General features: G+C 60.5%; 22 protein-coding genes. 11 read left to right on the top strand and 11 right to left on the bottom strand.

The window, feature by feature from the left end; translation table 11 throughout:
* Positions 1-82: 82 nt before the first annotated feature.
* Positions 83-793, bottom strand: a complete 711-nt coding sequence (locus ACQZ5K_RS03880) for a TetR/AcrR family transcriptional regulator (protein WP_137004548.1) — start codon at positions 791-793, stop codon at positions 83-85.
* A gap of 117 nt (positions 794-910) precedes the next feature.
* On the opposite strand from ACQZ5K_RS03880, the gene ACQZ5K_RS03875 reads away from it, so the two are divergent.
* From ACQZ5K_RS03875 to ACQZ5K_RS03860, 4 genes are all read left to right on the top strand, one after another.
* Positions 911-2200, top strand: coding sequence for an ABC transporter substrate-binding protein (locus ACQZ5K_RS03875; protein ID WP_137004547.1), 1290 nt, complete (start codon positions 911-913; stop codon positions 2198-2200).
* Positions 2201-2206: 6 nt separating this feature from the next.
* Positions 2207-3160 carry a carbohydrate ABC transporter permease gene (locus ACQZ5K_RS03870; RefSeq protein WP_003520181.1) on the top strand — a complete coding sequence of 318 codons (954 nt, stop codon included), beginning with the start codon at positions 2207-2209 and terminating at the stop codon, positions 3158-3160.
* Positions 3153-4028, top strand: a complete 876-nt coding sequence (locus tag ACQZ5K_RS03865) for a carbohydrate ABC transporter permease (protein WP_020809242.1) — start codon at positions 3153-3155, stop codon at positions 4026-4028. The genes ACQZ5K_RS03870 and ACQZ5K_RS03865 overlap by 8 nt, the downstream gene beginning before the upstream one ends.
* 86 nt (positions 4029-4114) lie before the next feature.
* Entirely contained in the window at positions 4115-5191 is a 1077-nt protein-coding gene (locus ACQZ5K_RS03860) for an ABC transporter ATP-binding protein (RefSeq protein ID WP_003520178.1), read from the top strand.
* Positions 5192-5329: 138 nt separating this feature from the next.
* Here the strand turns inward: ACQZ5K_RS03860 and ACQZ5K_RS03855 are convergent, their stop codons facing one another.
* Genes ACQZ5K_RS03855 through ACQZ5K_RS03840 form a run of 4 tightly spaced genes read right to left on the bottom strand, consistent with a single transcriptional unit; the run spans position 5330 to position 10050 of the window.
* Positions 5330-6106, bottom strand: a complete 777-nt coding sequence (locus ACQZ5K_RS03855; protein WP_137004546.1) for a sugar phosphate isomerase/epimerase family protein — start codon at positions 6104-6106, stop codon at positions 5330-5332.
* Positions 6103-7119 (bottom strand): hydroxyacid dehydrogenase, encoded by a 1017-nt coding sequence (locus ACQZ5K_RS03850; protein WP_137004545.1) that lies wholly within the window; start codon positions 7117-7119, stop codon positions 6103-6105. Before ACQZ5K_RS03850 ends, ACQZ5K_RS03855 begins: the two co-directional genes overlap by 4 nt.
* Positions 7116-8993, bottom strand: coding sequence for a DUF2264 domain-containing protein (locus ACQZ5K_RS03845; RefSeq protein WP_137004544.1), 1878 nt, complete (start codon positions 8991-8993; stop codon positions 7116-7118). The genes ACQZ5K_RS03850 and ACQZ5K_RS03845 overlap by 4 nt, the downstream gene beginning before the upstream one ends.
* Entirely contained in the window at positions 8986-10050 is a 1065-nt protein-coding gene (locus ACQZ5K_RS03840; protein ID WP_137004543.1) for a LacI family DNA-binding transcriptional regulator, read from the bottom strand. Before ACQZ5K_RS03840 ends, ACQZ5K_RS03845 begins: the two co-directional genes overlap by 8 nt.
* 112 nt (positions 10051-10162) lie before the next feature.
* Here ACQZ5K_RS03840 and ACQZ5K_RS03835 point away from each other — a divergent pair, with 112 nt between their 5' ends.
* From ACQZ5K_RS03835 to ACQZ5K_RS03805, 7 genes are all read left to right on the top strand, one after another.
* Complete coding sequence (locus tag ACQZ5K_RS03835; RefSeq protein ID WP_137004542.1) at positions 10163-11455, top strand: ABC transporter substrate-binding protein; 1293 nt, start codon at positions 10163-10165, stop codon at positions 11453-11455.
* Positions 11456-11639: 184 nt separating this feature from the next.
* Positions 11640-12593, top strand: coding sequence for an ArsR/SmtB family transcription factor (locus ACQZ5K_RS03830; RefSeq protein WP_137004541.1), 954 nt, complete (start codon positions 11640-11642; stop codon positions 12591-12593).
* Positions 12594-12692: 99 nt separating this feature from the next.
* Positions 12693-14204 (top strand): arabinosylfuranosidase ArfA, encoded by a 1512-nt coding sequence (gene arfA, locus ACQZ5K_RS03825; protein ID WP_137004540.1) that lies wholly within the window; start codon positions 12693-12695, stop codon positions 14202-14204.
* Between the two features lie 7 nt (positions 14205-14211).
* The gene (locus ACQZ5K_RS03820) at positions 14212-15285 is read left to right on the top strand and encodes an ABC transporter ATP-binding protein (protein WP_137004539.1); all 1074 of its coding nucleotides are present in this window, start codon (positions 14212-14214) and stop codon (positions 15283-15285) included.
* Between the two features lie 73 nt (positions 15286-15358).
* Positions 15359-16633, top strand: coding sequence for an extracellular solute-binding protein (locus tag ACQZ5K_RS03815; protein ID WP_137004538.1), 1275 nt, complete (start codon positions 15359-15361; stop codon positions 16631-16633).
* 68 nt (positions 16634-16701) lie between these two features.
* Positions 16702-17586, top strand: a complete 885-nt coding sequence (locus tag ACQZ5K_RS03810; RefSeq protein ID WP_175422104.1) for a carbohydrate ABC transporter permease — start codon at positions 16702-16704, stop codon at positions 17584-17586.
* Complete coding sequence (locus ACQZ5K_RS03805; protein ID WP_003520165.1) at positions 17583-18410, top strand: carbohydrate ABC transporter permease; 828 nt, start codon at positions 17583-17585, stop codon at positions 18408-18410. Before ACQZ5K_RS03810 ends, ACQZ5K_RS03805 begins: the two co-directional genes overlap by 4 nt.
* An 8-nt stretch (positions 18411-18418) precedes the next feature.
* On the opposite strand, the gene ACQZ5K_RS03800 is transcribed toward ACQZ5K_RS03805, so the two are convergent.
* The 6 genes from ACQZ5K_RS03800 to ACQZ5K_RS03775 form a co-directional block, all read right to left on the bottom strand.
* A complete protein-coding gene (locus ACQZ5K_RS03800) occupies positions 18419-19150 on the bottom strand; it encodes an ABC transporter ATP-binding protein (RefSeq protein WP_137004537.1) in 732 nt (243 codons plus the stop codon).
* On the bottom strand, positions 19147-20016 hold the full coding sequence (locus tag ACQZ5K_RS03795) for an ABC transporter permease (protein WP_137004536.1): 870 nt from the start codon (positions 20014-20016) through the stop codon (positions 19147-19149). The genes ACQZ5K_RS03800 and ACQZ5K_RS03795 overlap by 4 nt, the downstream gene beginning before the upstream one ends.
* Positions 20013-21008 carry an aliphatic sulfonate ABC transporter substrate-binding protein gene (locus ACQZ5K_RS03790; protein ID WP_137004535.1) on the bottom strand — a complete coding sequence of 332 codons (996 nt, stop codon included), beginning with the start codon at positions 21006-21008 and terminating at the stop codon, positions 20013-20015. The genes ACQZ5K_RS03795 and ACQZ5K_RS03790 overlap by 4 nt, the downstream gene beginning before the upstream one ends.
* Before the next feature lie 153 nt (positions 21009-21161).
* Positions 21162-22487, bottom strand: coding sequence for an LLM class flavin-dependent oxidoreductase (locus ACQZ5K_RS03785; RefSeq protein ID WP_137004534.1), 1326 nt, complete (start codon positions 22485-22487; stop codon positions 21162-21164).
* A gap of 418 nt (positions 22488-22905) precedes the next feature.
* On the bottom strand, positions 22906-24027 hold the full coding sequence (locus ACQZ5K_RS03780; RefSeq protein WP_137004533.1) for a sn-glycerol-3-phosphate import ATP-binding protein UgpC: 1122 nt from the start codon (positions 24025-24027) through the stop codon (positions 22906-22908).
* Positions 24028-24060: 33 nt separating this feature from the next.
* Positions 24061-24945, bottom strand: a complete 885-nt coding sequence (locus ACQZ5K_RS03775; RefSeq protein WP_080857156.1) for an ABC transporter permease subunit — start codon at positions 24943-24945, stop codon at positions 24061-24063.
* Positions 24946-24952: the final 7 nt, after the last annotated feature.

Here is a 24952-nt window from a genome sequence, read left to right as displayed (position 1 = left end):
CGCCGCAAAAGAAAACGACGCGCTTCGCGGATGCGAATGGCGCGTCGTCGCTGTTGTTAAAGAGGAATTCGGACCGGCCGGCTCAGACTGGCCGCACTGCAGCAAGCAACGTGTCGACGATGTGCTGGCCCCATCTTTCCAGTTCGGCAGGGTTGGTCAGGTCACGCTGGAAGATCGTCGACAGCGTGAACCGGTTCGAAAGATAGAAGGCGCCGAGTGAAGCGATGGTCAGATAGACGTCGATCGGATCGAGGCCGTCACGAAATTCGCCAGCGTCGCTGCCGCGCCGCAGCACGTCTTCCAGCTCGGAAATGAAATTCGAATGCATCGCCGTAATCGCCGGGGATTGCCTGAGATAGCGGGCTTTATTGAGGTTTTCCGTTGCGAGAATGCTCAGGAATTCCGGGTGGTCGAGGAAGTAGTGCCAGGTGAAAAGCGCAAGTTCCCGCAAGCCCTCCGAAGGGGCCTTGCGGGCCAGGTCAAGCCGCCTCTCGGTGTGGCGAATATGGCGATAGGCGTCTTCCAGAACGGCGAGATAAAGCGCATCCTTGTCGCCGAAATAATGGTAGATCATCCGCTTGTTGGTGCCGGCACGCCGGGCGACGACATCGATTCGAGCCCCCGCCAGCCCCTTGGCGGCCACCTCGCGGCGGGCGGCTTCGAGAATGGCGGCGCGCGTTCTTTCCGGGTTTCGCACCTGTGCCGTCGCGCGTTTGCGCTTGGGCGACGGCGTTTTCTCCATGGCCGCATCGGGGGCCGGATCGGACGGCTGGTTTTTTGTCGTTTCTTCCATTTCAGCACCCGCTTGACAATGTTTGCGATCGGTGTTCCCATGTAACCAATTAGTTATAAAACGGCAAGTGTCGTTTACGTTCATCATCAATTGGCAGTCAATAGGGAGGAGTTGCCAATGCCCATGATGCTTCACAGGAGAGGTGTGCTTTCAGCAGGGCTTGCGGCCCTGTCGCTTGCAACATTGGGAGGAGGGTCGGCGCAGGCGCAGGCCGCGCGCCTTCGCATGTTGTGGTGGGGGTCGCAGGAACGCGCCGATCGCACCAACAAGGCGATATCGGCCTACAAGCAGGTCAAGCCGGATCTCGATATTGCCGGTGAGTTTGCCGGCTGGAGTGATTACTGGCCGCGCCTTGCCACGCAGGTGGCGGGCCGCAACGCGCCTGATCTGATCCAGATGGATTATCGTTACATCTTCGAATATGGCCGTCGCGGCGCGCTCGCGCCGCTCGATGAATATATCGGCAAGGGCCTGAAGATCGAAGATTTCGGCAAGATGAACATCGATTCCGGCCGGGTCGATGGCAAGCTTTACGGCATCAATCTCGGCGTCAATTCAAGCGCCGTCTTCTTCGACAAGGCGGCCTGGGAAAAATCCGGTGCCACGCCGCCGGCGATTGGCCAGACCTGGGAGGAGTTTGCCGAAAACGCCGCCAAGCTCAGCAAGAACAAGCCGAAGCCCGGTTATTACGCCACGGCCGATGCCAGCGGCGTGGAGCCGAGCTTTGAGAACTGGCTGCGCCAGAACGGCAAATCGCTCTACACGCAGGATGGCGGCATCGGCTTTGATCCTGCTGATGCGACCAAGTGGTTCACTTTGTGGGCGGATCTGCGCAAGAGCGGCGCCTGCGTGCCGGCCGATGTGCAGGCGCTCGACCAGCTCAACATCGAAACGAACCCTTTGACGACGGGCAAGGCGGCAACCGCATTCGCCCATTCCAACCAGTTCGTCGGTTATCAGAAGCTCAACAAGTCCAAGCTTGCCATAAGCTCCTATCCGAAGAGCACGAAGGATGGCCCTTCCGGCCATTATCTGAAGCCTTCCATGCTCATCAGCGTCGCCAATGGCAGCGCCGGCATCGAGCAGGCCGTCGGTTTCATCAACTTCCTTGTGGCTGAACCGCAGGGCATCGATATTCTCGGCGTCGAGCGCGGCGTTCCTGCTTCGGAATCCATGCGTAGCCAGTTGAGCAGCAAGCTCGACGAGGTCAGCAAGACCATGGTGGACTATATTGCCGAGATTACCCCCGGCGTCGGCGATCTGCCGCCGGCGCCGCCTCCGGGCGCGGGCGAATTCGCCTTCGTCCTCAAACGCACGGCGGAGGAAATCGGCTTCGGCAAGATCACGCCGGAAGAGGGCGGTGACCGCCTCGTCAAGGAATCCGAAACCGTTATCAAACGGAAGTGATGGTTTATGGCCTTTCGATCTGAAACTCTTGTGGGGGAGAGCCGTGGCGCGGCTCTCCCGAAGCGGGGCGGCGTGAAGCGGATTTTCGACCGCAACATTCACGCCTACCTGTTTCTGCTGCCTTGGCTGATTGGCTTTTTCGGCCTCACCCTCGGTCCCGCGCTTGCGTCGCTTTATCTGTCCTTCACCAATTACGACCTGTTGCAGTCGCCGGACTGGGTGGGGGCGGCAAACTATGTGCGCATCGCCACGGCCGACCCCAAATTCGCCGCAGCCATGCAGGTCACCTTCACCTATGTGCTGCTGTCGGTGCCGCTGAAGCTGATCTTCGCGCTGCTGGTCGCGCTCGCCTTCAACCGCGGCATCAAGGGGCTGACGCTTTACCGGGCGATCTTCTATCTGCCGTCGCTGCTGGGTTCGAGTGTCGCGATTGCCGTGCTCTGGCGCCAGCTTTTCGCCTCTGACGGCCTCGTCAACATGATCCTGTGGCAGGCTTTCGGTTACGAAGGGCCGAGCTGGATTTCCAATCCGGATTATTCGATCTACACGCTGGTCATCCTGTCCGTCTGGCAGTTCGGTTCGCCGATGATCATCTTCCTCGCGGGTCTGAGACAAATCCCGCAGGACATGTATGAGGCGGCGGAAATCGACGGTGCAAGTAAGGTGCGGCAGTTCTTCCGCATTACCCTGCCGCTTTTGACGCCGGTGATCTTCTTCAACGCGGTGATCCAGACGATCGACGCCTTCAAGGCCTTCACCCCCGCCTTCATCATTTCCGAAGGCACCGGCGGGCCGATCAACTCGACGCTGTTCTACACGCTCTACCTCTATCAGGAAGCCTTTGGTTTCTTCCGCATGGGTTATGCCTCGGCGCTTGCCTGGATTTTGGTGATCATCATCTCGCTGTTCACGGCCTTCTCGTTCCTCAGCGCGAAATACTGGGTGCACTACGATGACTGATGCTGTTACCGCCCCCCGGCCGGGCCAGGGCCCGCAACGTTCGCCGCTGAAATCGGTGATGCTCCACACGGCGCTGATCATCGCGTCCTTCGCGATGCTCTATCCGATCCTGTGGATGATCTCGGGTTCCTTCCGGCCGCAGGACGAGCTGTTCGGCTCTTCCTCGCTCATTCCCTCGGCGGTGGATGTCGGCGGATATATTCGCGGCTGGACCGGGCTGCAGGTGAGCTTCGGACAGTTTTTCTGGAACTCCTTCTTCATCTCGGTGCTGGCCACCATAGGCAACGTGGTCGGCTGTTCGCTCGCCGCCTTCGCTTTTGCCCGGCTACGTTTCGGCGGGCGCAATTTCTGGTTTGCGCTGATGCTCGGCACCCTGATGCTGCCCTATCACGTCGTGCTCATCCCGCAATATATCCTGTTTCTGGAAATGGGCTGGGTGAACACATCGCTGCCGCTGATCGTGCCGAAATATCTGGCGACGGACGCCTTCTTCATCTTCTTGATGGTGCAGTTCTTCCGCGGCATCCCGCGTGAACTGGATGAGGCTGCTGTCATGGACGGCTGCTCGCCCTTCCGCATCTACTGGAAGATCATGTTGCCCCTGTCGCTGCCGGTGCTGGCGACGGCCGCGATCTTTTCCTTCATCTGGACCTGGGACGATTTCTTCGGGCCGCTGATCTATCTGAACGACATCAACACCTACACCGTGCAGCTCGGCCTCAGATCCTTCGTGGATTCCACCGGCAGCTCGGACTGGACCTCGCTTTTCGCCATGTCCAACCTGTCGCTGGTGCCGGTCTTCCTGTTCTTCCTGTTCTTCCAGCGGCTGCTGATCGAAGGCATCGCCACCACTGGAATGAAACGCTGAACGGAACCCGGATCGGGAACGCATTTTAAGACAATCAACACTGTCGCTGCCGTCCTGCATGCGGCGCGACAGTCGGGAGAAACAGCATGGCAAGCAGCATTACGCTCGAAAAAATCGTCAAGCGGTTCGGCGCTTTTCCGGTCGTTCACGGCATCGATCTCAAGATCGAGCCGGGCGAGTTCACCGTTTTCGTCGGCCCCTCGGGCTGCGGCAAATCCACGCTTCTGCGCATGATCGCGGGGCTTGAGGAAATCTCCGAGGGAGATCTTCGTATCGATGGCGAAAGGGTGAACGAAACCGCCGCCTCCAAGCGCGGCATCGCCATGGTCTTCCAGTCCTATGCGCTTTATCCGCATATGAGCGTCTACAAGAACCTCGCCTTCGGTCTGGAGACGGCAGGCTACAAGAAACCGGAAGTCCAGGCACGGGTGCAGAAGGCCGCCGATATCCTGCAGATCGGCCCGCTTTTGCAGCGCAAGCCGAAGGCGCTTTCGGGCGGCCAGCGCCAGCGCGTCGCCATCGGCCGCGCCATCGTGCGCGAGCCGAAAATCTTCCTGTTCGACGAGCCTTTGTCCAACCTCGATGCGGAACTGCGCGTGCAGATGCGCGTCGAAATCGCCAAGCTGCACCAGACGCTCGGCAGCACCATGATCTATGTAACGCACGACCAGGTGGAAGCCATGACCATGGCCGACAAGATCGTCGTGCTGCGCGACGGCCGCATCATGCAGGTCGGCCGCCCGCTCGATCTCTACAACAACCCCGCCAACCAGTTCGTGGCCGGTTTCATCGGCTCGCCGAAGATGAATTTCCTCTCCGCCAAGGTGGCGTCAGGCGACAGTTCCAACCGCACCATCGAAGTCGCCGGCCAGCGCATCGTGCTGGAAAAACCGGTCGCCGCGCAGCAGGGCGAACCGCTGACCTTTGGCGTGCGCCCCGAACATGTGAACCCGCAGGCGCAATCCGCCTCCCTGGGTGAGGCCTCCATCCAGCTCGTCGAACATCTCGGCGGCTCAACGGTGGTCTACACCGCGACCCCCGACGGCCAGCCCGCCACCGTGCTGCTGGACGGCCAGCGCCATATCCGCATCGGCGAGACCATTCCCTTTGCGTTCGATCTTTCGAAGACACATCTGTTCGGGGCGGATGGGCGGCGGATATAGGGTGCAGAACCGGATGCGGAAGGAGAACGTCCTTCCGTCATTCCTTTGCTTGTCACAGGGACGAGGGCAGCAGGATTCGTTCTGACGGATAGCGAGGTTTAGTTTGCCGGCTGGTTTTCAATAAGGGAAAAAGCGGTTCTACGAACCGGCAAGAATTTGCCGCAGCATCACCGCATCTTCCGCGAACTGCCCGACATCGTCACCCTTGACGAATTCGAGCATCGCGAAAGCCGGTTTTTTCCAGTCGCCTTCCGGCAATGCATCCACGCACGCCCGCCAATAATCCGCCCGTTCGCGAAGCGGCAGGCGGCTTGCGTCGGCGAGCCACGCGAAGACATGCAGATGGCAGATGCGTGGGCCAAGTGCGGATATTTCCGTGAGTGCGTCCTCCAGCGGTAGACCGGGGGCGGGTTGCCAGTAGAAAAAGAGGTTGAGCATCGGTAAATCCTGCATGAGTTGCAAGGCCGAGGGCAGGGTGTCCGTCAGTGAGTTGGGGTGATATTCGAGGCCGATTGTGATGCCATAGTCGTGCGCCCGGCGGGCGATTGTCGCCAGCGCCTCCGTTGCCACGCGGCGTTCGTGGGGGGAGTAATCGGCAGATGGGCGTTTGCGGCTGCCGGGCCAGATGCGGATATGGCCGGCGCCGAGGGCCTTTGCTGTTTCCAGCACGGCGGTCACATCTTCCGGCGCAAAATCCGGCGCAAAGATATAGGAGCCGTAGGACGAGACGGAGAGGCCGGCCTCCGCCGTCCGCGCCGCCACATCCCTTGCATTGGCAAGGTCGCCGGGCGGCACATGGATATCCGCACCCCATTCGATGGACCTGATGCCGTTTGCAGCGGCAAGCTCGATGACGGCCTGTGGCGACAGGGAGCGGAAGGTGACGGAGCAGAGGCCCGGCTCGAAAAATCTCATGCGATCAGTTCCAGATGTTCCGGCCGCACCTGTTGTTGCAAGGGTGCTGCGCGGCAGAAGCGTTCGATTTCGGCAATCGCCATGTCGCCGAGCCTTGCGCGTTCAAGGCCGGTGGCGCCGGCGATATGCGGCGTCAGGAACACGTTCGGCAGGCTGTAAAAGGGCGAATCCGGCGGCGGCACTTCCGGGTCGGTCACGTCGATGACGGCTTCGATGCGTCCGGTTTTCAGCTCGGCCAGGAGCGCGTCTTCATCCACCAGCGCGCCGCGCGCCGTATTGATCAGGGTCGCGCCGTCCTTCATGCGGGCAAGCGCTGCTGCGCCGATCATATGCCGCGTCTGCGGCAGGGAGGGTGCATGTAGCGAAATGACATCGCTCACCGCCATCAGCTCCTCGAGCGGGGCGAGACGTACACCGAGTTTTTCCGCCTCCGCAGGGCTTAGAAGCGGATCGAAAAGGATGAGATTGAGATCGAAGGGCTGCAACAGATTGATGACGCGACGTCCGATGCGCGATGCGCCGACGATGCCGACCGTCAGGCCGAGATTGCCGATGGCCTGCGCCTGCAATCGCTCGACAGGGGCGCGGTCGCGATGCTCCAGATAAAGGCGTCGGAAGCCGAAGGTGCGCTTGCCGGCCAGCAGGATCATCGCCAGCGAAAACTCGGCGACCGGCTGCGCATTCGCCTCCGCCGCGCTGCATACGGTAACGCCACGATCGAACACCGCTTGCGACAGGAAATATTTGACCGTGCCGGCGGCATGGGAAATCAGCCTGAGGCGCGGCATCAGCGCCAGCTCCCGCGTCCCGATATCCGGACAGCCCCAGCCGGTCAGAAGAATATCCGTCCGCGCCAGCTGCTCTTTCACTGCGGGATCGTGGAAATCGAAGATCCGCCCCTTGTCGAGAATATCGACGCTCTGCGACAGCCTTTCGAGCGCCTGCGGTGTCAGCACATGCTGGGTTCGCTCCGGGTCCATGGCAAGGCTGAGACGCGGAAGCGGGCTCGTCATTGCGGCTCTCCCGTTGCCGCCATGCTGCTGACCGGAACGCCCCGTTCCGCAAACAGGCGGTCAAGCGCCTCCATGTCCGGAAGTGCCGGAACTGTCGCCAACGCTGTTTCGCTTTCTGGCCCGGTCACCCCGGCAAAGACCGCGCAGGCAAGCAGGGTTTCGCCCGCCGGAATCTCGCCCCGCAGTTGCGGCACCGTGGTCTTAGCGTTGATGAGATTGGTGTTGGGCAGCGCCTTCAGCGCCACGCCGTGGCGGATTATGCTGGAGCCGAGATCGACGATGGCGGATATGTCTGTGCCGCAATCGGCGGTCGCCCGGCCGGTCTCTTCGCGCACAACATCGCGGTCGCCATCGTTGCGGTTGATCGCGAAGCCGCCTTCAGTCACCGAAATGGCGCGGGCGGAGGTGATCCGGTGCACTCTGACATGCCAGCCGCCAGCCGCAACCAGCGTCGTTTCAACCGCCACATCCGGGAACGGCTTCCATGTTGCCCGCAGGCTTTCCCCGGCCAGCAGAACCTTCTCGTTGGTCTCGCGCACGCGGTAATGCAGGCCGTCTTCGGAGAAGGCCAGCATATTGTCGAAACCGTTGGTCCTGAAACCGCGTTCGTCCACTTCGACGCCGAAACCGTAACGGGAGGAATAGGCGAATTTGGCATATTTCTCAGGTCCGCCGCGCATGGAGAGGTTTTCCTGCCCGCTGGAAAGCGCCGTGACATTGCCGCTGGTCCGCATCATCACCATGCCGGGGTGAATGAGCGCCTTTGGTTTTGCCGATGTTTCAGGCTGCTTTTCCTCCGCCTGCCAGAAGGGGTGGCTTTCTGGCAGCGCGAGCGGCAGGAAGGCCTTGAAGGCCCAATAGGGCGAGCCCGCCGAATTATAGCTTTCCGACATGGTGAGCTGCGGATAGGCATAGCCGATGGAAAGCACGCCGTCGCGGTCGGCAATCGGCTTTTTTGCCCACCAGCGCAGATGTTGCAGATAAAGCCCCTTGATCTCGCCCCAGGGCAACGCCTCCTCATCGGCAAAGGCAAGACCCGCCCAGAAGCCGCCGCAGGCGAAGCGGTAGGTCATGGAGCGGCCGAAGGCGAGCGTGCCGCCATCCTCATCGAACCAGCTGGCGAAATCGCCGGCGAAGAGGCGCGCCCGCTCCCGGTAGCGTGCGGCATAGGCATCGTCAGGCTTGCTGAGTTTCGCGTAGATCAGGCCGTAAAAATGCATGGCAAAGGCGATGTAATGGTCGATGCGGCGGTAATTGCCATCGCGATACCAGCCGTCGGCGATATAGAATTCGTCCAGTTCCTTCTGGAATGTTTCGGTCAGGTTGCGGTCGAAATCGATGCCGAGATGATCCAGCGCCATATCGACCATCACCCGGAAAAACTTCCAGTTATTGTCGGCGTAATTGCGCTCGCGCGCCGTCAGCAGATAGCGGCGCACATTGTCTTTCTGCGCGTCGGAGAGCGGTTCCCACAGGTGCTGAGGCGCAAGCCGCAGCGCAAAACTAAGCGCGGCCAGTTCCACCAGCCGCTGATCCTTTTGGCGTACGTCGCCCCAATATTCGGGATGGGAAGGGTCGGTGCCGTTGGCTATTCCCCGTGCCAGAAGCGGCCAATGGTCGAAATGATCGCCGCTCAGCGCAAGCGGCGCGATGCCCCAGAGCGGCCGGGCAAAACCTTCCAGATCGGCCGCCGCCCGGTCGAAATGCGCGGCGGTGCCGCTCAGCGTCACTCTTGCGCCGCCCGGTGAAAAATGGGCAAGAAGCGGCGCAAAACTGTCATCCAGCGCTCGCCGGACATCGGCGCGGCTTTTGAGTGGATTGCCGTGCAGCGGATTGAATCTGGCCATGGTGGGCTTATTCATGGTGTCATGCATCGCGTGCCGCCTTTCCCGTCTTTTTCGCCTTGCCGGCCGTCTGTCCTTCCACCAGCTGCACGCCAAGTTGTACCTGGCGGGCGTTGGCGGAGGGTTCCGTCAGCCGGCGGCGCATCAGTTCCACCGCCTCGCGGGCGATTTCTCGGCGGTCGACGCGGATCGTGCTGAGACGGGGGGTGGAGAGCTCGGCAAAGGGCAGATCGTCGAAGCCGATAATGGAAAGATCGTCCGGCACGGCGAGGCCAAGCTCCTGCGCCGCCCCGAGCGCGCCGAGCGCAATCGCGTCATTCATGCAGAAAATGCCGGTGAGTTCAGGGTTTTTGGCCAATAGCTGGCGAACCGCATCGCCCGCCTGTCCGAAGCCGCTATCCGCCGTCGAAAGCAGGAACTCCTCATAGGTCGTTCCCTCTTCCTCGAGGATCGTGTAGCGGAAGCCGCGCATACGCTCCCTTATGGTGTGGCGATGACGCGGGCCGATATAGGCGACCTTGCGGTGACCGAGTTCCAGCAGCCGCCGCGCCGCCATAGCGCCGCCGTAAAAATTGGAGGGTGAGACGCAATCCAGCATCATCGAAGGATCGGCGCTGTTGACCAGAACCGGTTGCAGCACCCCCTGCGTGATGCGGTGGATGATTTCGTCCTCGGGGTCGAGGCCTATTGCGAGAAGGCCGTCCACCTCGCAGACCCGCTGGGTCAGCGCATCATCCACCTGCTTCTGGTGCAAAAGCCGGATGTCGAGTTCGAAACCATCGGTCTGGGCAAGGCTGCGCAGCATGTCGAAAATATCGTGATAAAAAGCGCCGATATCGCCGGTCGCCCTTTCGGCGGACATGAGTGCGAGGATTTTCTTGCCCTCCAGCGGCACGCCGCCGGTCTGGTTCGCGACCGGTCGCAACGGATAACCGAGCTCCGCCGCCACCCCCAGAACCTTGGTCTGGATCGACGCGCTGATACCTTTCTCTCCCGCAAGAACGCGCGAGACGGTGCTGATGGAAACGCCGGCGCGCTGGGCGATATCCGATTGGCGCGGGCGGCTGATGTCGGGCGTATCGTTCATATCGTCTCCTGCGCTTGCAAAAAAATCTAATATGATGCAAATATTGCAAACAAAGAAAATTTGCAAGAATTTAAGTAGTCAGTGAAAAATTTGCAAAACGCGGGAGGAGCAGATGCAAACTATCGACAGACGTGGATTTTTGGTGACGGCGGCGCTGGCCGGTCTCGGCGTGGCGGCGGGAGGTTTTCGCGCGGCCGCGGCTGAGACCCGGCTTCGCTGCGTATGGTGGGGATCGGCCGACCGCAGCAAGCGCACCAACGACGTGATCGCCCTTTACCAGAAGGCTAACCCGCAGACGGAAATCAGCGGCGAAATGATCGCCGGTTCCGATTACTGGACCAAGCTTGCAACATCGATGGCGGGGCGCAACGTCGCCGATATCTTCCAGCTCGAACCTTCCACCATTGCCGATTATTCCGGCCGTGGCGCCTGCATGGAGCTGGACCAGTTCGTCGGCAAGTCGCTCGATCTTTCCACCTTCGGCAAAAGCGAGGTCGATCTCTGCCGCATCGACGGCAAGCTTTACGGCGTCGGCCTCGGGCTGAACTCCTTCTGCATGATGTATGACGCCGATACGCTGAAGGAAGCCGGCGTTTCCGTGCCGCAGGACCAGATCACCTGGAAGGCGCTCTCGGAACTGGCGCGCGATTTCAAGAAGAACGGCCCGGCAAAACGGAACTACTGGGCGGTGCCCTATGGCGCGCGTTATCATTATGTTTTCGATGTCTGGCTGCGCCAGCGCGGCAAGCTGCTGTTTCAGGACGGCACCATCGGTTTCAACAAGGAAGATGCGAAGGAATGGTTCGCCTATTGGGAGGATCTGCGCGAGAACAAGCTCTGCGTTTCCGCCGATATCCAGACGCGTGACGACAATACCATCGAATCCAACGCCCTGACGCTTGGCAATTCGGCTATCGGCTTTGCTTATTCCAACCAGCTTGTCGGCTATCAGAAGCTGAATAAACAAACGCTGTCCATCGGCATGCTGCCGGGCGAGGGGCTTGGCAAGCCGACCGGGCATTATTACCGGCCGGGCCTCATCTGGTCCATTTCGTCCACCTCGACCAATGCGGAAGCGGCGGCGAAATTCATCAACTTCTTCGTCAACGATCTGGAAGCCGGCAAGGTGCTCGGCGTCGAGCGTGGCGTGCCGCCGGCCAAGGTCGTGCGAGAGGCATTGCTGCCGAGCCTGAACGAGACCGAGCGCAAGACGGTGGATTATATCGAAAGCCTGTCGGGCAAGCTCGATTCCTATCCGGAACCCGCACCGATCGGCGCCAACGAGTTCGACCGTGGCGTGATGCGCCCCATTGCCGATTCGCTCGCCTTCGGCCGCGCCAGCGTGGATGAAGCGGCGCAAAACCTCGTCGACACCGGCACGCGGACCCTGCGCAAGCGCGGCTGACGACGAAACGGGCACCGCCGCGCGGTATCGAGACCGTGTGGCGGTGCTCTTTTTTTGTGAAGTGACTGGGGTGGATGGCGCTTCACGCCTTTCAAAAGCGCCTGCGTGACAAACAGCACTGGACAAGTGCATGGCATTTAAGCCAGAAATTCTGATCTGGATCGATAAATCTGAAGATTAGAACATGGCGCCCAATTTCCTCCTCGTTGATGCTGAAAAAGAATTCGATGTCCTGAAAGCGGCGGCGTCGCTGATCCGCGTGCAGATATTGAAGCTGCTGCATGAGGCGAGCGGCCTCAACGTCAACGAAATTGCGCAGAGACTGGAGCTCCCCCAGTCCACCGTTTCCGCCGGCGTGGCCGTTCTCGAGGAAGCGGGGCTGCTGCGAACCGAAACGCGCAAGGCGCGCAAGGGCAACCAGAAAATCTGTTTCGCCACCTGCGACGAACTCATTGTTTCTTTCCGGAAACCCGAGGCGCCGGTCGCATCGAATTACATCGCGGTCGCCATGCCGCTCGGTCTTTACACCCAAAGTTCGGTAACCGCGCCCTGCGGCATCTGCTCGCCGGAGGGCATCATCGGCCTGCTCGATGTGCCCGATACATTCATGGATCCGGACCGCATGAAGGCGGCGCTGCTGTGGTTGACCTCCGGCTTCGTGGAATATCAATTTCCCAATAATGCCAAGATTCAGGGGCGGGAAGTCGAAGAAATCGAGTTTTCGATGGAGGTCAGCTCCGAAGTGCCGGGAACGCACAGCAACTGGCCGTCCGATATTACGCTATCCGTCAACGGCCGGGAAATCGGGGTCTGGACCTCGCCCGGCGACTTCGGCGACAAGCGCGGCGCGTTTACGCCGGACTGGTGGAAGCTCTCCGGTTCCCAATATGGCATGCTCAAGACCTGGCGCATCACCGCACAGGGAACCTATGTCGACGGAACCCGGATTTCGGATGTGACGCTGGCGGATATCGATCTGACCAGCCACCGTTCCATCCGCTTGCGCATCGAGGTCAAGGCCGATGCAAAACATCCGGGCGGGCTGAATATCTTTGGCCGCGGCTTCGGGAATTACGAGCAGGACATCGTTCTGCGCCTGCGCACCGCGGGCTGGTCCAGCCAATTTTCAAAAGTATGATTTTCGCGGTTGACAGGCGCGGATTCCCTCGGCAACTATATTATCAAATATGGTTTATATCATATTTTGAGATATAAATGCGCAGGGGAGGAGAGCCTTATGAAAGCGCGGGTTTCAGTCCACCGGGACTTCCGGATTGGGCGTATCGACGATCGTCTTTATTCCGCCTTCATCGAACATATGGGGCGTGCCATCTATGGCGGCATCTATGAGCCCGGCCATCCGCAGGCGGACGAAAACGGCTTCCGCAGGGACGTTCTGAAATTCGTGCAGGACCTGAAAATTCCGGCCATCCGTTATCCCGGCGGCAACTTCGTTTCCGCCTATCGCTGGGAAGACGGCATCGGGCCGCGCGACCAGCGCCCCATCCGTCTCGATCTCGCATGGCGCTCCAGGGAAACCAACCAGATCGGCATCAACGAATTCGCCGACTGGGCGCAGATGGCCGGCATCGAGATGATGCTCGCCGTCAATCTCGGTTCCCGTGGTCTGGATGACGCCCGCAATTTCCTCGAATATGTGAATTTTCCGGGCGGCACCACGCTCAGCGATATGCGCCGCAGCCACGGCGCGGAAAAGCCCCACGGCGTGAAAATGTGGTGCCTCGGCAACGAAATGGACGGCCCCTGGCAGATCGGTCACAAGACGGCGGTGGAATATGGCCGGCTGGCCAATGAAACCGCCAAGGCCTTCAAGGGTTTCGATCCGACGATTGAAGCGATTGTCTGCGGCAGTTCCAATGACGGCATGCCGACCTATCCCGAATGGGAGCGGGAGGTGCTGGAGGAATGCTATGAGAATGTCGACCACATCTCGCTGCACAAATATTTCGGCAATAACAGCCGCGATACGCTGAATTATTTCGGCAAGATCGAGGAAACCGGGCGCTATATCCAGACGATTGCCGGGGTCATCGATTACGTGAAGGCCAAGAAGCGCGCCAAAAACGAGGTCTCCATCTGCTTCGACGAATGGAATGTCTGGTATCACATTCGCGAAGAAGACGGCAAACGCATCAAGAGCTGGGACTGGCCGGAAGCGCCGGCACTTCTGGAAGAGACCTATAATTTCGAGGACGCGCTTTTTGTCGCCGGCCTTCTCAACGAGTTCATCCGCCGTTCGGACCGCGTGCGCATTGCCTGCATCGCCCAGCTCGTCAATGTCATCGCCCCCATCCGGGCGGAAAAGAACGGGCCGGCCTGGCGGCAGACGATCTATTATCCCTATCAGTTCGCCTCGCTTTATGGCCGTGGCGTCGCGCTGAACGTCGCCGTCGATTGCCCGACTTACGATTGCAACGCGGCCGATGATGTCAAATATCTCGATGTTGCGGGTGTTTATGACGAAGCGGAAGGCGTCGTGACGCTGTTCGTGCTCAACCGCCATCTGACAGAAGCGGCGGAGATCGATGTCAGCCTCACCGGCTATTCATCCGCCACTCTCAGCCTGCATCTTGCCATGGCGGGATATGATCTGCGCCTCGGCAACGGCCCGGATCAGCCGGATCGCGTCGTGCCGGTGCCGGGCAGCGGCGTCGCCGTGGAGGACGGGGCATTGAAGGGTTCGGTGCCTGCGCTGTCCTATCATGTGCTGCGGCTGAAGGTTCAGTGAGGCGGCCATGGGTGTCCGTCTCAACAATGTCGCCAAGTCCTTCGGATCCTTCGCGGCGATCCGGGATGTTTCGATGGAAATTCCAGCCGGCAGCTTCGCGGTCTTCGTGGGGCCTTCCGGCTGCGGAAAATCCACCCTGTTGCGCATGATCGCCGGCCTTGAGGAAACCAGCGGCGGGCGCATCGCCATCGATGAGCGTGATGTCACCGCGGTCGAACCGGCGGATCGCGGCGTTGCGATGGTGTTCCAGAACTATGCGCTCTATCCGCATCTGACGGTGTTCGAGAACATGGCGTTCAGCCTCCGTCTTGCCCGCCGACCGAAGGCGGAGGTGACGGAGAGGGTGGGCGAGGCCGCGCGCATCCTCCAGCTTGAGGAGCATCTGCACAAACGGCCCTCGCAGCTTTCCGGAGGCCAGAGGCAGCGCGTGGCCATCGGCCGCGCCATCGTGCGGCAGCCGAAGGTCTTCCTGTTCGATGAGCCGCTGTCCAATCTGGATGCCGAACTGCGCGTGCAGATGCGGCTGGAACTGACCCGGCTTCACCGCAAGCTGGGCGCGACGATGATCTATGTCACGCATGACCAGGTGGAGGCCATGACGCTTGCGGACAGGATTTTCGTGCTGAAGGGCGGCATCGTGCAGCAGGCGGGGGCGCCGCTCACCCTTTACGACGATCCGGACAACCGCTTCGTGGCCGGTTTTATCGGATCGCCCGCGATGAATTTCCTGCGGGCCGATATCGTCTCCCAGAGGGATGGCATCGTGACGCTCGCGCCCGAGGGCGGGGCAGGGCATTTCAGGGCCGGGCTTGCCCAGTCCGTTTCCCCCGGCCAGCGGGTCGAGATCGGAATTCGGCCGGAGCATCTGATGATTACGGAAGAGGGCGCCCTGCCGGTCGTCGTCGAGGTCGCGGAAGAGCTTGGCGATCTTTCCTACCTCTATACCCGCACCGGAGCCGGGAAGGAAATCATCGTGCAGCGGCAGGGCACGCGGGAAAGGCTGGATGGCCGGTCGGTATCGCTTACCGCCTCGCCCGACCATGTCCTTGTCTTCGACGATAACGGCAGACGGTTGCGATAGGCGCGAGGAGGCGTCTTTCGAAACAGCAAACCATCCCTCGACGGGATGTTCGATCAAACGGGAGGAGTGAACGATGCGACTGATCAAGACATTGCTTGTTGGTGCGGCTCTGGGTCTCGGCGCCCTGCCGGCTCTCGCGAAGCAGGATATCATCTGGTGGGACTTTCTGTCCGGCGGTGACGGCGTGCGCATGAAGGCGTTGATCGATGCCTTCAACAAGGAACACCCCGACATCCAGATCAAGGGAACGACGCTCGAATGGGGCGTGCCCTTTTATACCAAGGTGCGCACGGCCTCCGCAGTGGGTGAGGGGCCGGATATCATGACCTATCACCTGTCACGCGCGCCGCTCGGCCTTGAAGAAAAAGTGCTGAGCGAAATCACCGAAAAGGATCTCGAGGATGCGGGGCTGAAGACCGGAGACTTCTTCAGCGCACCCGTGGAAGCGGCCACCCAGAACGGCAAACTCTACGCCGTGCCGTTCGATATCCATGCGCTTGTCCTTTATTACAACGCCGATCTTCTCAAAGGCTCGCCCTATCTCGATGCCGAGGGCAAGCTGACCGGCATCAAGACGATCGAGGATTTCGAGAAGGCGCTGGCCTGGGCGAAGGACAATGGCGTTGAGACGCCGATCACCTATCAATCGGGTGGCGAAGGCGGGGTGTGGCGCGTCTTTTATACGCTGCTGTCGCAACAGGGCGGCGAACTCGTCACTGAAAAAGAGGTTCTGGCCGGCGACAATGCCGAAAAGGCGGCAAAGGCCATCGAGACCATGTCCAGGTGGCGGGAAAACGGCTGGGCCCCCGAACAGGCGGAATATGAAGCCTCGGTGGCGCTGTTTTCCGCCGGCAAATCCGCGTTCCAGCTGAACGGCGTCTGGGAAGTTCCGACCTACAAGGATCTGGAAAAGAACGGCAAGCTCGGCTTCAAATGGAGTGCGGTGGAAGTGCCGCCCCTGATGGGCAAGCGCGCCACCTGGGCGGATTCCCATGCTTTCGCCATTCCGAATGAAGGTGACAAAACGGTCTCCGGCGAAAAACGCGCTGCGGTGATGAAGGTGATCGGCTGGATGGAAAAACACGCCATCAGCTGGGCCGATGCCGGGCATATTCCGGCTTACAAGTCCATCACCGAAAGCAGCGAATACAAGGCGATGCAGCCGAATGCCACCTATGCCTCGCTGGCGGAAGCGGCGGTGTTCGATCCGAAGACCACCATAACCGGGGTCGCTTCGCCCGCCTATGACGCCGCTCTCAACGTCATCGCCCCTGCCATTCAGGGCTTCATGAGCAGCACCGACGCCGTCGAGCAGATCAAGGATGAGCTGCAGGGCAAGCTCAGGTAATCGACAGCCTGCCCTCCGGTTTGAGGCCGCAGGGCAGGCTGCAATGCGCAAGCTCCCGGAGACATTCCATGGCTATGATTGAAAACCGGCGCAAGAAATCGCTGATCGCGCTGTCGATGGTGACGCCGTTCGTTCTGGTCTTCACCACCTTCTTTCTTTATCCGCTGATAGAGATGGTGCGCATCAGCTTTACCGATGCGCCGCTGATCGGTGAGGGAAACTGGGTCGGCCTGGAGAATTACGCGAAACTGCTGGGCGACCGCCTGTTCGTCACCTCGCTCAAGAACAACGGCTATTTCGTGCTTCTGACCGTCATACCGACAACCGTCATCGCCCTGATGATCGCTCTCGCCATCAGCCGCCTCTCGGGCGTGAAGCAGACGATTGCCATGAGCCTGTTTTTCCTGCCCTATGTGCTGCCGGTTTCGGTCGTCACCGAAATCTGGGCGTGGATGCTCGATCTGCAGTTCGGCATTCTTCAGCCGGTCATATCGCTGCTGGCGGGCAAACCCGTCGCCGTTTTCAAGAACCCCTACTGGGTCATGCCGATGGTTGCCGTCGTCACCATCTGGTGGACGAACGGCTTCAATGTGCTGCTCTTCATCGCCGGATTGCGGAACATACCGGCCGAGCTTTATGAGGCGGCGGCTCTGGATGGCGCGACAACCTGGCAGCGCTTCCGCCGCGTCACCTGGCCGCTTCTGTGGCCGGTCACGGCGCTGGTGCTGACGCTGCAACTGATCCTGCAGCTGAAGATATTCGACCAGATCTATCTCTTAAGCGGCGGCGGGCCGTTCAATTCCAGCTTCGTGCTGCTACTCAAGGTCTATCGCGAGGCCTTTCAGATGAACAATGGCGGTTATGCGTCTGCCGTGGCGACGGTGCTTTTCCTGCTGATCGTCATCGTTTCCGTTTTCCAGTTCCAGCTGCTGCGCATCCGGAGGAATTCATGAGCCCGATGAGAAAACTCGAGAACCTGGTTCTGACGCTGCTGACTTTTTCGGCGGCTCTCGTCTGGATTTTTCCGCTCTACTGGAGCTTCGTCACCTCGCTTCGCGCCGATGAGAACGTTGCCGGCAACATGTCGCTTTTGCCGGACGAGTTTCGCCTCGGCGCTTATTTCAATGCGATATTCAATACCCGGCTGATGACCTGGTATGTGAACTCCATCGGCGTCGCCGTCATCGTCACGATCTCGGTGCTGTTCATTTCCATGCTCTGCGCCTATGCGCTGTCGCAGATACGCTTTCCGGGCAGGCGGCTGCTTTATGGCATCGTGCTGGCAAGCTTCATGGTGCCGGCGCAAACGCTGGTCGTCACCCAGTTCATCCTGATGAAGAACCTCAACCTCATCAACACCTGGGCGGGCATCATCCTGCCGCAGTTGATCACGCCCATCGTCATCATCGTCTACAAGCAGTTTTTCGACAGCGTGCCGAAGGAGATGCGCGAAGCGGTGGTGCTGGATGGCGGCGGCGAATACACGATCCTGTTCCGGGTCTATCTGCCGCTCAACTGGGGCATCACGACCGCTATGGCGATCGTGACCTTCATTACGGTATGGAACGCCTTCTTCTGGCCCTTCCTCGTGGTCACCTCCGAAAACATGATGACGATCCCGGTCGGCATCACCCAGGTCAACGACGCTTTCGGCGTCGCCTATGCGCGGCTGATGGCCGTCGCCATGCTGGCCGCCCTGCCGGTCATCATCGCCTATGTCATCTTCCAGCGGCGCGTGACGGAGGCGATCATGATTTCGTCGGGTGTTAAGGGGTGAGATGTTCCTCAGATGACGTGGGCATTGTGCAGGGCGGTCAGCACCTCGTTCTTGAGGTTTGCGAGCTGTGGCGCCCTCCGGTCGCGCGGGCGCGGTACGTCCACCTCTATCCGCTGCTGGATACGGCCGTCATGGGCGCCCATCATGTAAATCCGGTCACCGAGATAGAGCGCTTCGTCGATATCGTGGGTGACGAGCAGGAAGGAGATGCCGCGCTGTTCGACGAGCTTCAGCACCAGGTCCTGCAACTTCATCCGCGTAAAAGCATCGACCGCGCTGAAGGGTTCATCGAGGAGCAGAATGCGCGGCTCGGTGTAGAGCGCCCTTGCGATTGCCACACGTTGCGCCATGCCGCCCGAAAGGGCTTTCGGCAGCGCCCCGCCATGGCCGCTCAAACCCACATCGTCGATCAGCTTCTCCACGCGCCCGACATCATATTTCCTCCCGGCCGCATAACCGATGTTTTCGGCAACCGTCAGCCAGGGCATCAGGCGGGGTTCCTGAAAGACGAAGGCGATGGGCGGTGAGTTCGATGCCTGCTCCTCGTCCTGCTGAACCCTGACCGCGCCTGAAAAACGCCGGTCGAGGCCGGCGGCGATGCGCAGCAATGTGCTCTTGCCGCAGCCGCTGGGGCCGAGAAGAACCGCCGCTTCGCCATCGCCCAGCGTGAGCTGAATATCCTGAAGGATCACCGTGTCGCCGAAAGCCTTTTCGCGCACATCGACGTTGAGCAAACTCATCGCAGGCGCCCTCCCTGCTGAAGCGGATAGGTGTCGCGCCAGCGCAGGCAGCGGTCTTCGACGATCTTGAAGAGGCTGTCGGAAATCTTGCCCAGCACCGCAAGGCAGATGATGGCGATCATGACGAGATCGGGCCGGGAAAGCTCCCGCCCGTCGGAGAGCATGTAGCCGATACCTTCCGAGGCGGCGAGAAGCTCGGCGGCGACGACGCTCAACCAGGCGAGCGACAGCCCGTAACGCAGGCCCGTGAAGAGATGCGGCAACGAGGCGGGAATGAAAATCCGCCACACCAGCACGGGCAGCGGCTGGCGATACATCTCGCCCACCTCCACCAGCTTGCGGTCGACATTTCGGATGCCGGAAAAGAGGTTGAGATAGACCGGGAAAAACGCGCTTTTGGCGATCAGTACGATTTTCGAGGTTTCGCCGATGCCGAACCAGATCATCAGCAGCGGCACCCATGCAAGGCTCGGGACCGCCCGCAGCGCCTGAAACGTCGGCTCGAGATAACGTTCGGCGGCAATCACCAGACCGACGAGCGAACCGACGACGATGGCGAGCAGGGAGCCGATGACGAAGCCGACGAAGACGCGCGTGGTACTGGCCGCAACATTCGTCCACAGGGGACCTTCCGCTAGCCGCAGGAACGTATCGTAAAGTTCGGAAGGCGGCGGCAGCACATAGGGGCTGACCCAGCCGAGGCGGACGAAAAGCTCAAGCAGCAGCAGCGACCCGACGGGCACGATTGCGCCGCGCAGGTCGAAACGGCCAAGGAAATTCCCCACCCTTTGCACAAGCGGGAATCGGGAAGGGAATTGTCCCGCAGTCTGTTTCACGCGCTGGAATTCGCGCGGATGGGAATTCATGCGCCAAGCGCCTTTTTCGCCGGTGCCGGGTCGCTCAGGGAGGAGAGGACATTGTCGACATTGACGCCGGGGCGCAGGACGTCGTCACCCAGAAGCGGCGTGACGATGCGGATCGAGTTCAGCAGTTCCTCGCCCGGAACGGGATTGTTCCAGTCGCGCTTCTCGATTGTCAGCCTGGTGATCTTGGGATCGTTGCCGGTGACCTGCGTGACGAAATCGATGAATTCGTTTTTGTTTTCACGAATCCATTTCTGCGTCTGCACCCAGACGCCGAGAAGTCTGTCGACCGCTTTCGGGTATTTGGCCAGAAACTCCTCGGAGACGCTGAAGACGCTGCCGTCGCGCCAGCTGCGCTCGTCGAAAATCGCCCGGTCCCCGGCAAGCTCGGCCTGGGATGTGTGCGGATCGATGCCGACCCAGGCATCCACCTGACCCTGCTGAAGCGCGTTGAACCCTTCCGGATGCTGCAGGTTCACGACCTTGAGGTCGTCGATGGACAGCTTGTTCTGGTCAAGCGCGCGCACGAGGGTGAAATAGGGCGCAGTGCCCTTGGTGACTGCAATGGTCTTGCCCTTGAGATCGGCGACGGTTTTGATGGGCGAATCCGGGCGCACCTGAATGATGGACGAACCGCCCCAGCTCGCCACATAGATCACCTTCAGCGGCACACCATTGGCGCGGGCGAGAAAGGCGGAAAGTGCGGCCGAGCCGGCAAAATCCGTCGAGCCGACCTTCAGGAATTCGAGCGAATTGTTGCTGCCGCGGGATTGCACCCAGGTAATCTTCGTGCCGACATCCTTGAAAGCCTCCTCAAGCCAGCCCTTGTTCTTTATCAGCAGCGTATGGGAGGAGTAAAATCCCCAGTCCAGCTTCAGCTCGGCAGGGAATTCCGGGGAACTCTCGGCCAGTGCCTTGCCCGTGGCAAGCGGTGCGGCAAGAGCGCCGGCAATGCCGAATTTGAGGAGCTGGCGGCGGGAATGTTCAGCCTTCATATTAATTCACCTAATTTATGTATTTTGTGTATTTATAGGGTATGGGCGGGTGTTTTTGAGGTCAATCCGCCCTTCTGGAACCTCATGCCAAACTTTGCGAGCCGCGTGGAAAATCTCCCTACCGGGAGCGCAATCGGCGCGACGGCGCTTTATTCAGGTGAAAAAACGATTGGCCGGTCGTTGCAGGCCGAGATGGTCGCGCAATGTCGGCCCCTCATAGTCCTTGCGAAACAGCCCGCGCCTTTGCAGTTCCGGCACCACCTGCGTCGTGAAGTCGTCGAGGCCGGCGGGCAGGAAAGGGAAGGTGACGTTGAAACCATCCGAACCCTCCTCATGGAGCCATTGTTCCATTTCGTCGGCGATGGTCTTTGGCGTACCGACGAAGGCAAGACCCGCATAACCGCCCAGCCGCTGGGCAAGCTGGCGCACCGTCAGGCCCTCGCTTCGGGCAAGCTCGATCACTCTTTCACGGCTGGATTTGCTGGCGTTCGTTTCCGGAATATCAGGCAGGGGGCCATCGGGATCGAAGCCGGAAACATCGTGGCCGAGCGCAATCGAAAGCGAGGCGATTGCGCTGTCATAATGGACGAGACTGTCGAGTCGGGCGCGTTTGGCCTTCGCCTCCTCCACGCTGTCGCCGACGAGAACGAAAGCGCCCGGCAGGATGACAATTCCGTCGCGCGAACGGCCAGCGGCGACGGTCCTGTCCTTGACGTCCTTATAAAAAGCCTTGCCCGCCGCAAGCGTGGGTGTTGCGGCAAAAACCACCTCTGCCGTCTCGGCGGCAAGCTGGCGTCCCGGCTCGGAAGCTCCGGCCTGCACAATGACAGGCCAACCCTGCACCGGGCGCGCGATGTTGAGCGGTCCGCGCACGGAAAATTCAGATCCCTTGTGGTCCAGCACATGCATCTTTTCGGGATCGAAGAACAGCCCGCTGTCGACATCCCGGATAAAGGCGTCATCGGAAAAGGAATCCCAGAGGCCGGTGACGACATCGTAAAATTCCCGTGCGCGACCATAGCGCTCGGCATGATCCGGCTGTTCCTCGCGGCCGAAGTTCCGGGCCGCGTCGGGATTTGACGTGGTGACGATGTTCCAGCCGGCGCGACCGTTGCTGAGGTGGTCGAGCGAGGCGAAACGCCGGGCGACGTGATAAGGCTCATCGAATGTGGTGGAGGCGGTGGCGACTAGCCCGATGCGGGAGGTGACGGCGGCGAGCGCCGAAAGCAGGGTGAAGGGCTCGAAGGAGGTGACGGTGTGGCTGCGGCGCAGCGCCTCCGTGGGCATGTTCAGCACCGCCAGATGATCGGCCATGAAGAATGCATCGAACTTCGCGGCCTCGAGCTGTTGCGCGAAGCGCGCCAGATGGGCGAAATTGAAATTCGCATCCGGGAAGGCGCCCGGATAACGCCATGCGCCCGTGTGGAGACTGACGGGCCGCATGAAGGCGCCGAGATGCAGTTTGCGATCATTTGCCATTGGGCTTCACTTTCGTCGATGTTTTGGCTTGCGCGGCGCGTTGCGGAGGGCTTCAGCCGCAGGCAGGCCTTTGCTCGTCGCGACGATATCCCCGCCGGGGGATTGGCGCGGCAAAGACTATTCCGATTATGATTTCCGAACCGAAAGATTTTTGCTGAAATTCTGCATTTGGCGATGATCCCGTGGCGGTAGCCGCTCGGTCATCTTTGAAGTGCAACGGCGGAGTGGCCGCGGCAAGACAGTTGATGGCGGATGCTTTCGCTGTCAAATTTCCATAAGAAAATATATAATATTCAATATATTAAATAGGTTTTCTGATGTGATTTATCCGACTTGATCAGTCATCCGACATCATCGGTTCCGGAGCCGGTGCGGGTGGACTATATCCGAAACCGCACCGGAGGCATATTACGCGGGCCTAAACCGCCAGCAGTTTCTCGTTGCCCATGCGGGTGGTTTCGACGGCCCCCTCGGTTTCGATCCGTTTTCCCGTTGCCGGATCGAAGAAATGAAGGTGGGCGGCGGGGAGATCGAGGTGGATGCGCTGGCCGGGTTTTACCGAGAGGTCCTCACCGATGGCGGCCGAGAAGGTCTCGCCGGCGATATCGGCATGCACGATGCGGCCCGATCCGAGTTCCTCGACGAAATCCACGACTGCAGGCACGCCGGCGTCATCCGTGCTGACCACGCACTGTTCCGGGCGGATGCCGACCGTCACATCGCGGCCGCGCAGTTCCAACGCGGTTTCGGGGAAGAGTTTCACCGGGGTTCCGGCGAGCATAACGGCAGGTGACTCTACCTCCACCCTTGTCGTGAACAGGTTCATGGCGGGCGAGCCGATGAAGGAGGCCACGAAGGTGCTGGCCGGACGATGATAAATATCCAGCGGATGCCCGACCTGCTCGACATTGCCCCTGTTCATAACCACCAGCCGGTCGGCCAGCGTCATGGCCTCCACCTGATCGTGGGTGACGAAGATGGAGGTGGCGGAGAGGCGCTGGTGCAGCTTGCGGATTTCGGCGCGCATGGTCACGCGCAGCTTGGCGTCGAGGTTGGAGAGCGGCTCGTCGAACAGAAACACCGCAGGTTCGCGAATGATGGCGCGGGCCATGGCGACGCGCTGGCGCTGGCCGCCGGAAAGGGCCGCGGGCTTGCGCTCCAGATAATCGGAAAGGCCGACGATCTTTGCGGTTTCCTCGATGCGGCGCTGGCGTTCGGCCTTGGGAACGCCCGCCACCTTCAGCGCATAGCCGATATTGCCGGCCACCGACATATGCGGGTAAAGCGCGTAGTTCTGGAACACCATGGCGCAGCCGCGCTCGCGCGGTTCCAGCGTGTTGACCACCCGCCCGCCAATGGCGATCTCGCCCGACGTGATGTCCTCCAGACCGGCGATCATGCGCAGAAGCGTGGATTTGCCGCAGCCCGACGGGCCGAGGATGACGACGAATTCGCCGGAGTCGAAAGTGAGGTCCACGCCGTGCAGGGTGGGCGTCTTGCCATAGGATTTGCGGACCTGACGGATATCGATCTGAGCCATGATGGGAAAACCTTGTTGTTGAAAGCCGCGCTGTTACTTGTCGGACGAGACGAGGCCGCGGACGAACCAGCGTTGCAGGAAGGCGACGACGAGAAGCGGCGGCAGGATGATGATGAGGGAACCGGCCAGCGTGACGTTCCAGTCCGGCGTGCCGTCATCGGCGGGCAAAAGCGCGCGCAGCGACATCATCACCGTCTTGTAGGAAGGGTCGGTGATCATCAGCAACGGCCACAGATACTGGTTCCAGGCGTAAACGAACATGATGGTGGTGAGCGCCAGCATGTTGGTGCGTGACAGCGGCAGCAGCATGTCCACGAAGAAACGCGCCGCGCCCGAACCGTCCATGCGCGCGGCCTCCGCCAGCTCGTCCGGGATCGTCATGAAGAACTGCCGGTAGAGAAAGGTGCCGGTGGCGGTGGCGATCAGCGGCAGGGTGAGGCCGGCATAGGAGTTCAGCAGGTTCCATTCCAGCGTGACCTCGATGCCGAACAGGCCGAGGATGGAGCGGAACGGCTGGAAAAGATCGGCTGCGACCGAATAGGTCGGCACCACGCGCACTTCGAGCGGCAGCATCAGGGTGATGAACACCGTCCAGAAGAACAGGTGTCTGAGCGGCGAGCGGAAGAACACGATGGCGAAGGCGGTGAAAGCCGAGAGGGCCACCTTGCCGACGGTCACCAGCGTCGCCATGATGATACTGTTGAGGAGGGCGTTGCCAAGATTGGCGCGTTGCCAGGCCGCCTGCGCATTGGTGAAGAATTCGCCCTGCGGCATGAAGCTGAAGGGGACGCTGTTGACCTGCTGGACCGTCTGGCTGGCGCCGGAAATGACGACAATGAAAGGGCCGATGAGCAGGACGAAGCCGGCCACCATGATCGCATAGGTCAGGGCGTCGGCATAGGGTGTGCGCTGGATCATCGCCGCC

The organism is Agrobacterium sp. 22-226-1 (assembly GCF_053522345.1).
The sequence above is the reverse complement of the archived record's forward strand: the minus strand, read 5'-3'. Positions and strand labels throughout refer to the sequence as shown.

What these genes read in the sequence shown, in the direction of transcription:
- ACQZ5K_RS03880 (WP_137004548.1), bottom strand. Translation starts at nt 793, where the DNA reads ATGGAAGAAACGACAAAAAACCAGCCGTCCGATCCGGCCCCCGATGCG.
- ACQZ5K_RS03875 (WP_137004547.1), top strand. Translation starts at nt 911, where the DNA reads ATGCCCATGATGCTTCACAGGAGAGGTGTGCTTTCAGCAGGGCTTGCG.
- ACQZ5K_RS03870 (WP_003520181.1), top strand. Translation starts at nt 2,207, where the DNA reads ATGGCCTTTCGATCTGAAACTCTTGTGGGGGAGAGCCGTGGCGCGGCT.
- ACQZ5K_RS03865 (WP_020809242.1), top strand. Translation starts at nt 3,153, where the DNA reads ATGACTGATGCTGTTACCGCCCCCCGGCCGGGCCAGGGCCCGCAACGT.
- ACQZ5K_RS03860 (WP_003520178.1), top strand. Translation starts at nt 4,115, where the DNA reads ATGGCAAGCAGCATTACGCTCGAAAAAATCGTCAAGCGGTTCGGCGCT.
- ACQZ5K_RS03855 (WP_137004546.1), bottom strand. Translation starts at nt 6,106, where the DNA reads ATGAGATTTTTCGAGCCGGGCCTCTGCTCCGTCACCTTCCGCTCCCTG.
- ACQZ5K_RS03850 (WP_137004545.1), bottom strand. Translation starts at nt 7,119, where the DNA reads ATGACGAGCCCGCTTCCGCGTCTCAGCCTTGCCATGGACCCGGAGCGA.
- ACQZ5K_RS03845 (WP_137004544.1), bottom strand. Translation starts at nt 8,993, where the DNA reads ATGCATGACACCATGAATAAGCCCACCATGGCCAGATTCAATCCGCTG.
- ACQZ5K_RS03840 (WP_137004543.1), bottom strand. Translation starts at nt 10,050, where the DNA reads ATGAACGATACGCCCGACATCAGCCGCCCGCGCCAATCGGATATCGCC.
- ACQZ5K_RS03835 (WP_137004542.1), top strand. Translation starts at nt 10,163, where the DNA reads ATGCAAACTATCGACAGACGTGGATTTTTGGTGACGGCGGCGCTGGCC.
- ACQZ5K_RS03830 (WP_137004541.1), top strand. Translation starts at nt 11,640, where the DNA reads ATGGCGCCCAATTTCCTCCTCGTTGATGCTGAAAAAGAATTCGATGTC.
- arfA (WP_137004540.1), top strand. Translation starts at nt 12,693, where the DNA reads ATGAAAGCGCGGGTTTCAGTCCACCGGGACTTCCGGATTGGGCGTATC.
- ACQZ5K_RS03820 (WP_137004539.1), top strand. Translation starts at nt 14,212, where the DNA reads ATGGGTGTCCGTCTCAACAATGTCGCCAAGTCCTTCGGATCCTTCGCG.
- ACQZ5K_RS03815 (WP_137004538.1), top strand. Translation starts at nt 15,359, where the DNA reads ATGCGACTGATCAAGACATTGCTTGTTGGTGCGGCTCTGGGTCTCGGC.
- ACQZ5K_RS03810 (WP_175422104.1), top strand. Translation starts at nt 16,702, where the DNA reads ATGGCTATGATTGAAAACCGGCGCAAGAAATCGCTGATCGCGCTGTCG.
- ACQZ5K_RS03805 (WP_003520165.1), top strand. Translation starts at nt 17,583, where the DNA reads ATGAGCCCGATGAGAAAACTCGAGAACCTGGTTCTGACGCTGCTGACT.
- ACQZ5K_RS03800 (WP_137004537.1), bottom strand. Translation starts at nt 19,150, where the DNA reads ATGAGTTTGCTCAACGTCGATGTGCGCGAAAAGGCTTTCGGCGACACG.
- ACQZ5K_RS03795 (WP_137004536.1), bottom strand. Translation starts at nt 20,016, where the DNA reads ATGAATTCCCATCCGCGCGAATTCCAGCGCGTGAAACAGACTGCGGGA.
- ACQZ5K_RS03790 (WP_137004535.1), bottom strand. Translation starts at nt 21,008, where the DNA reads ATGAAGGCTGAACATTCCCGCCGCCAGCTCCTCAAATTCGGCATTGCC.
- ACQZ5K_RS03785 (WP_137004534.1), bottom strand. Translation starts at nt 22,487, where the DNA reads ATGGCAAATGATCGCAAACTGCATCTCGGCGCCTTCATGCGGCCCGTC.
- ACQZ5K_RS03780 (WP_137004533.1), bottom strand. Translation starts at nt 24,027, where the DNA reads ATGGCTCAGATCGATATCCGTCAGGTCCGCAAATCCTATGGCAAGACG.
- ACQZ5K_RS03775 (WP_080857156.1), bottom strand. Translation starts at nt 24,945, where the DNA reads ATGATCCAGCGCACACCCTATGCCGACGCCCTGACCTATGCGATCATG.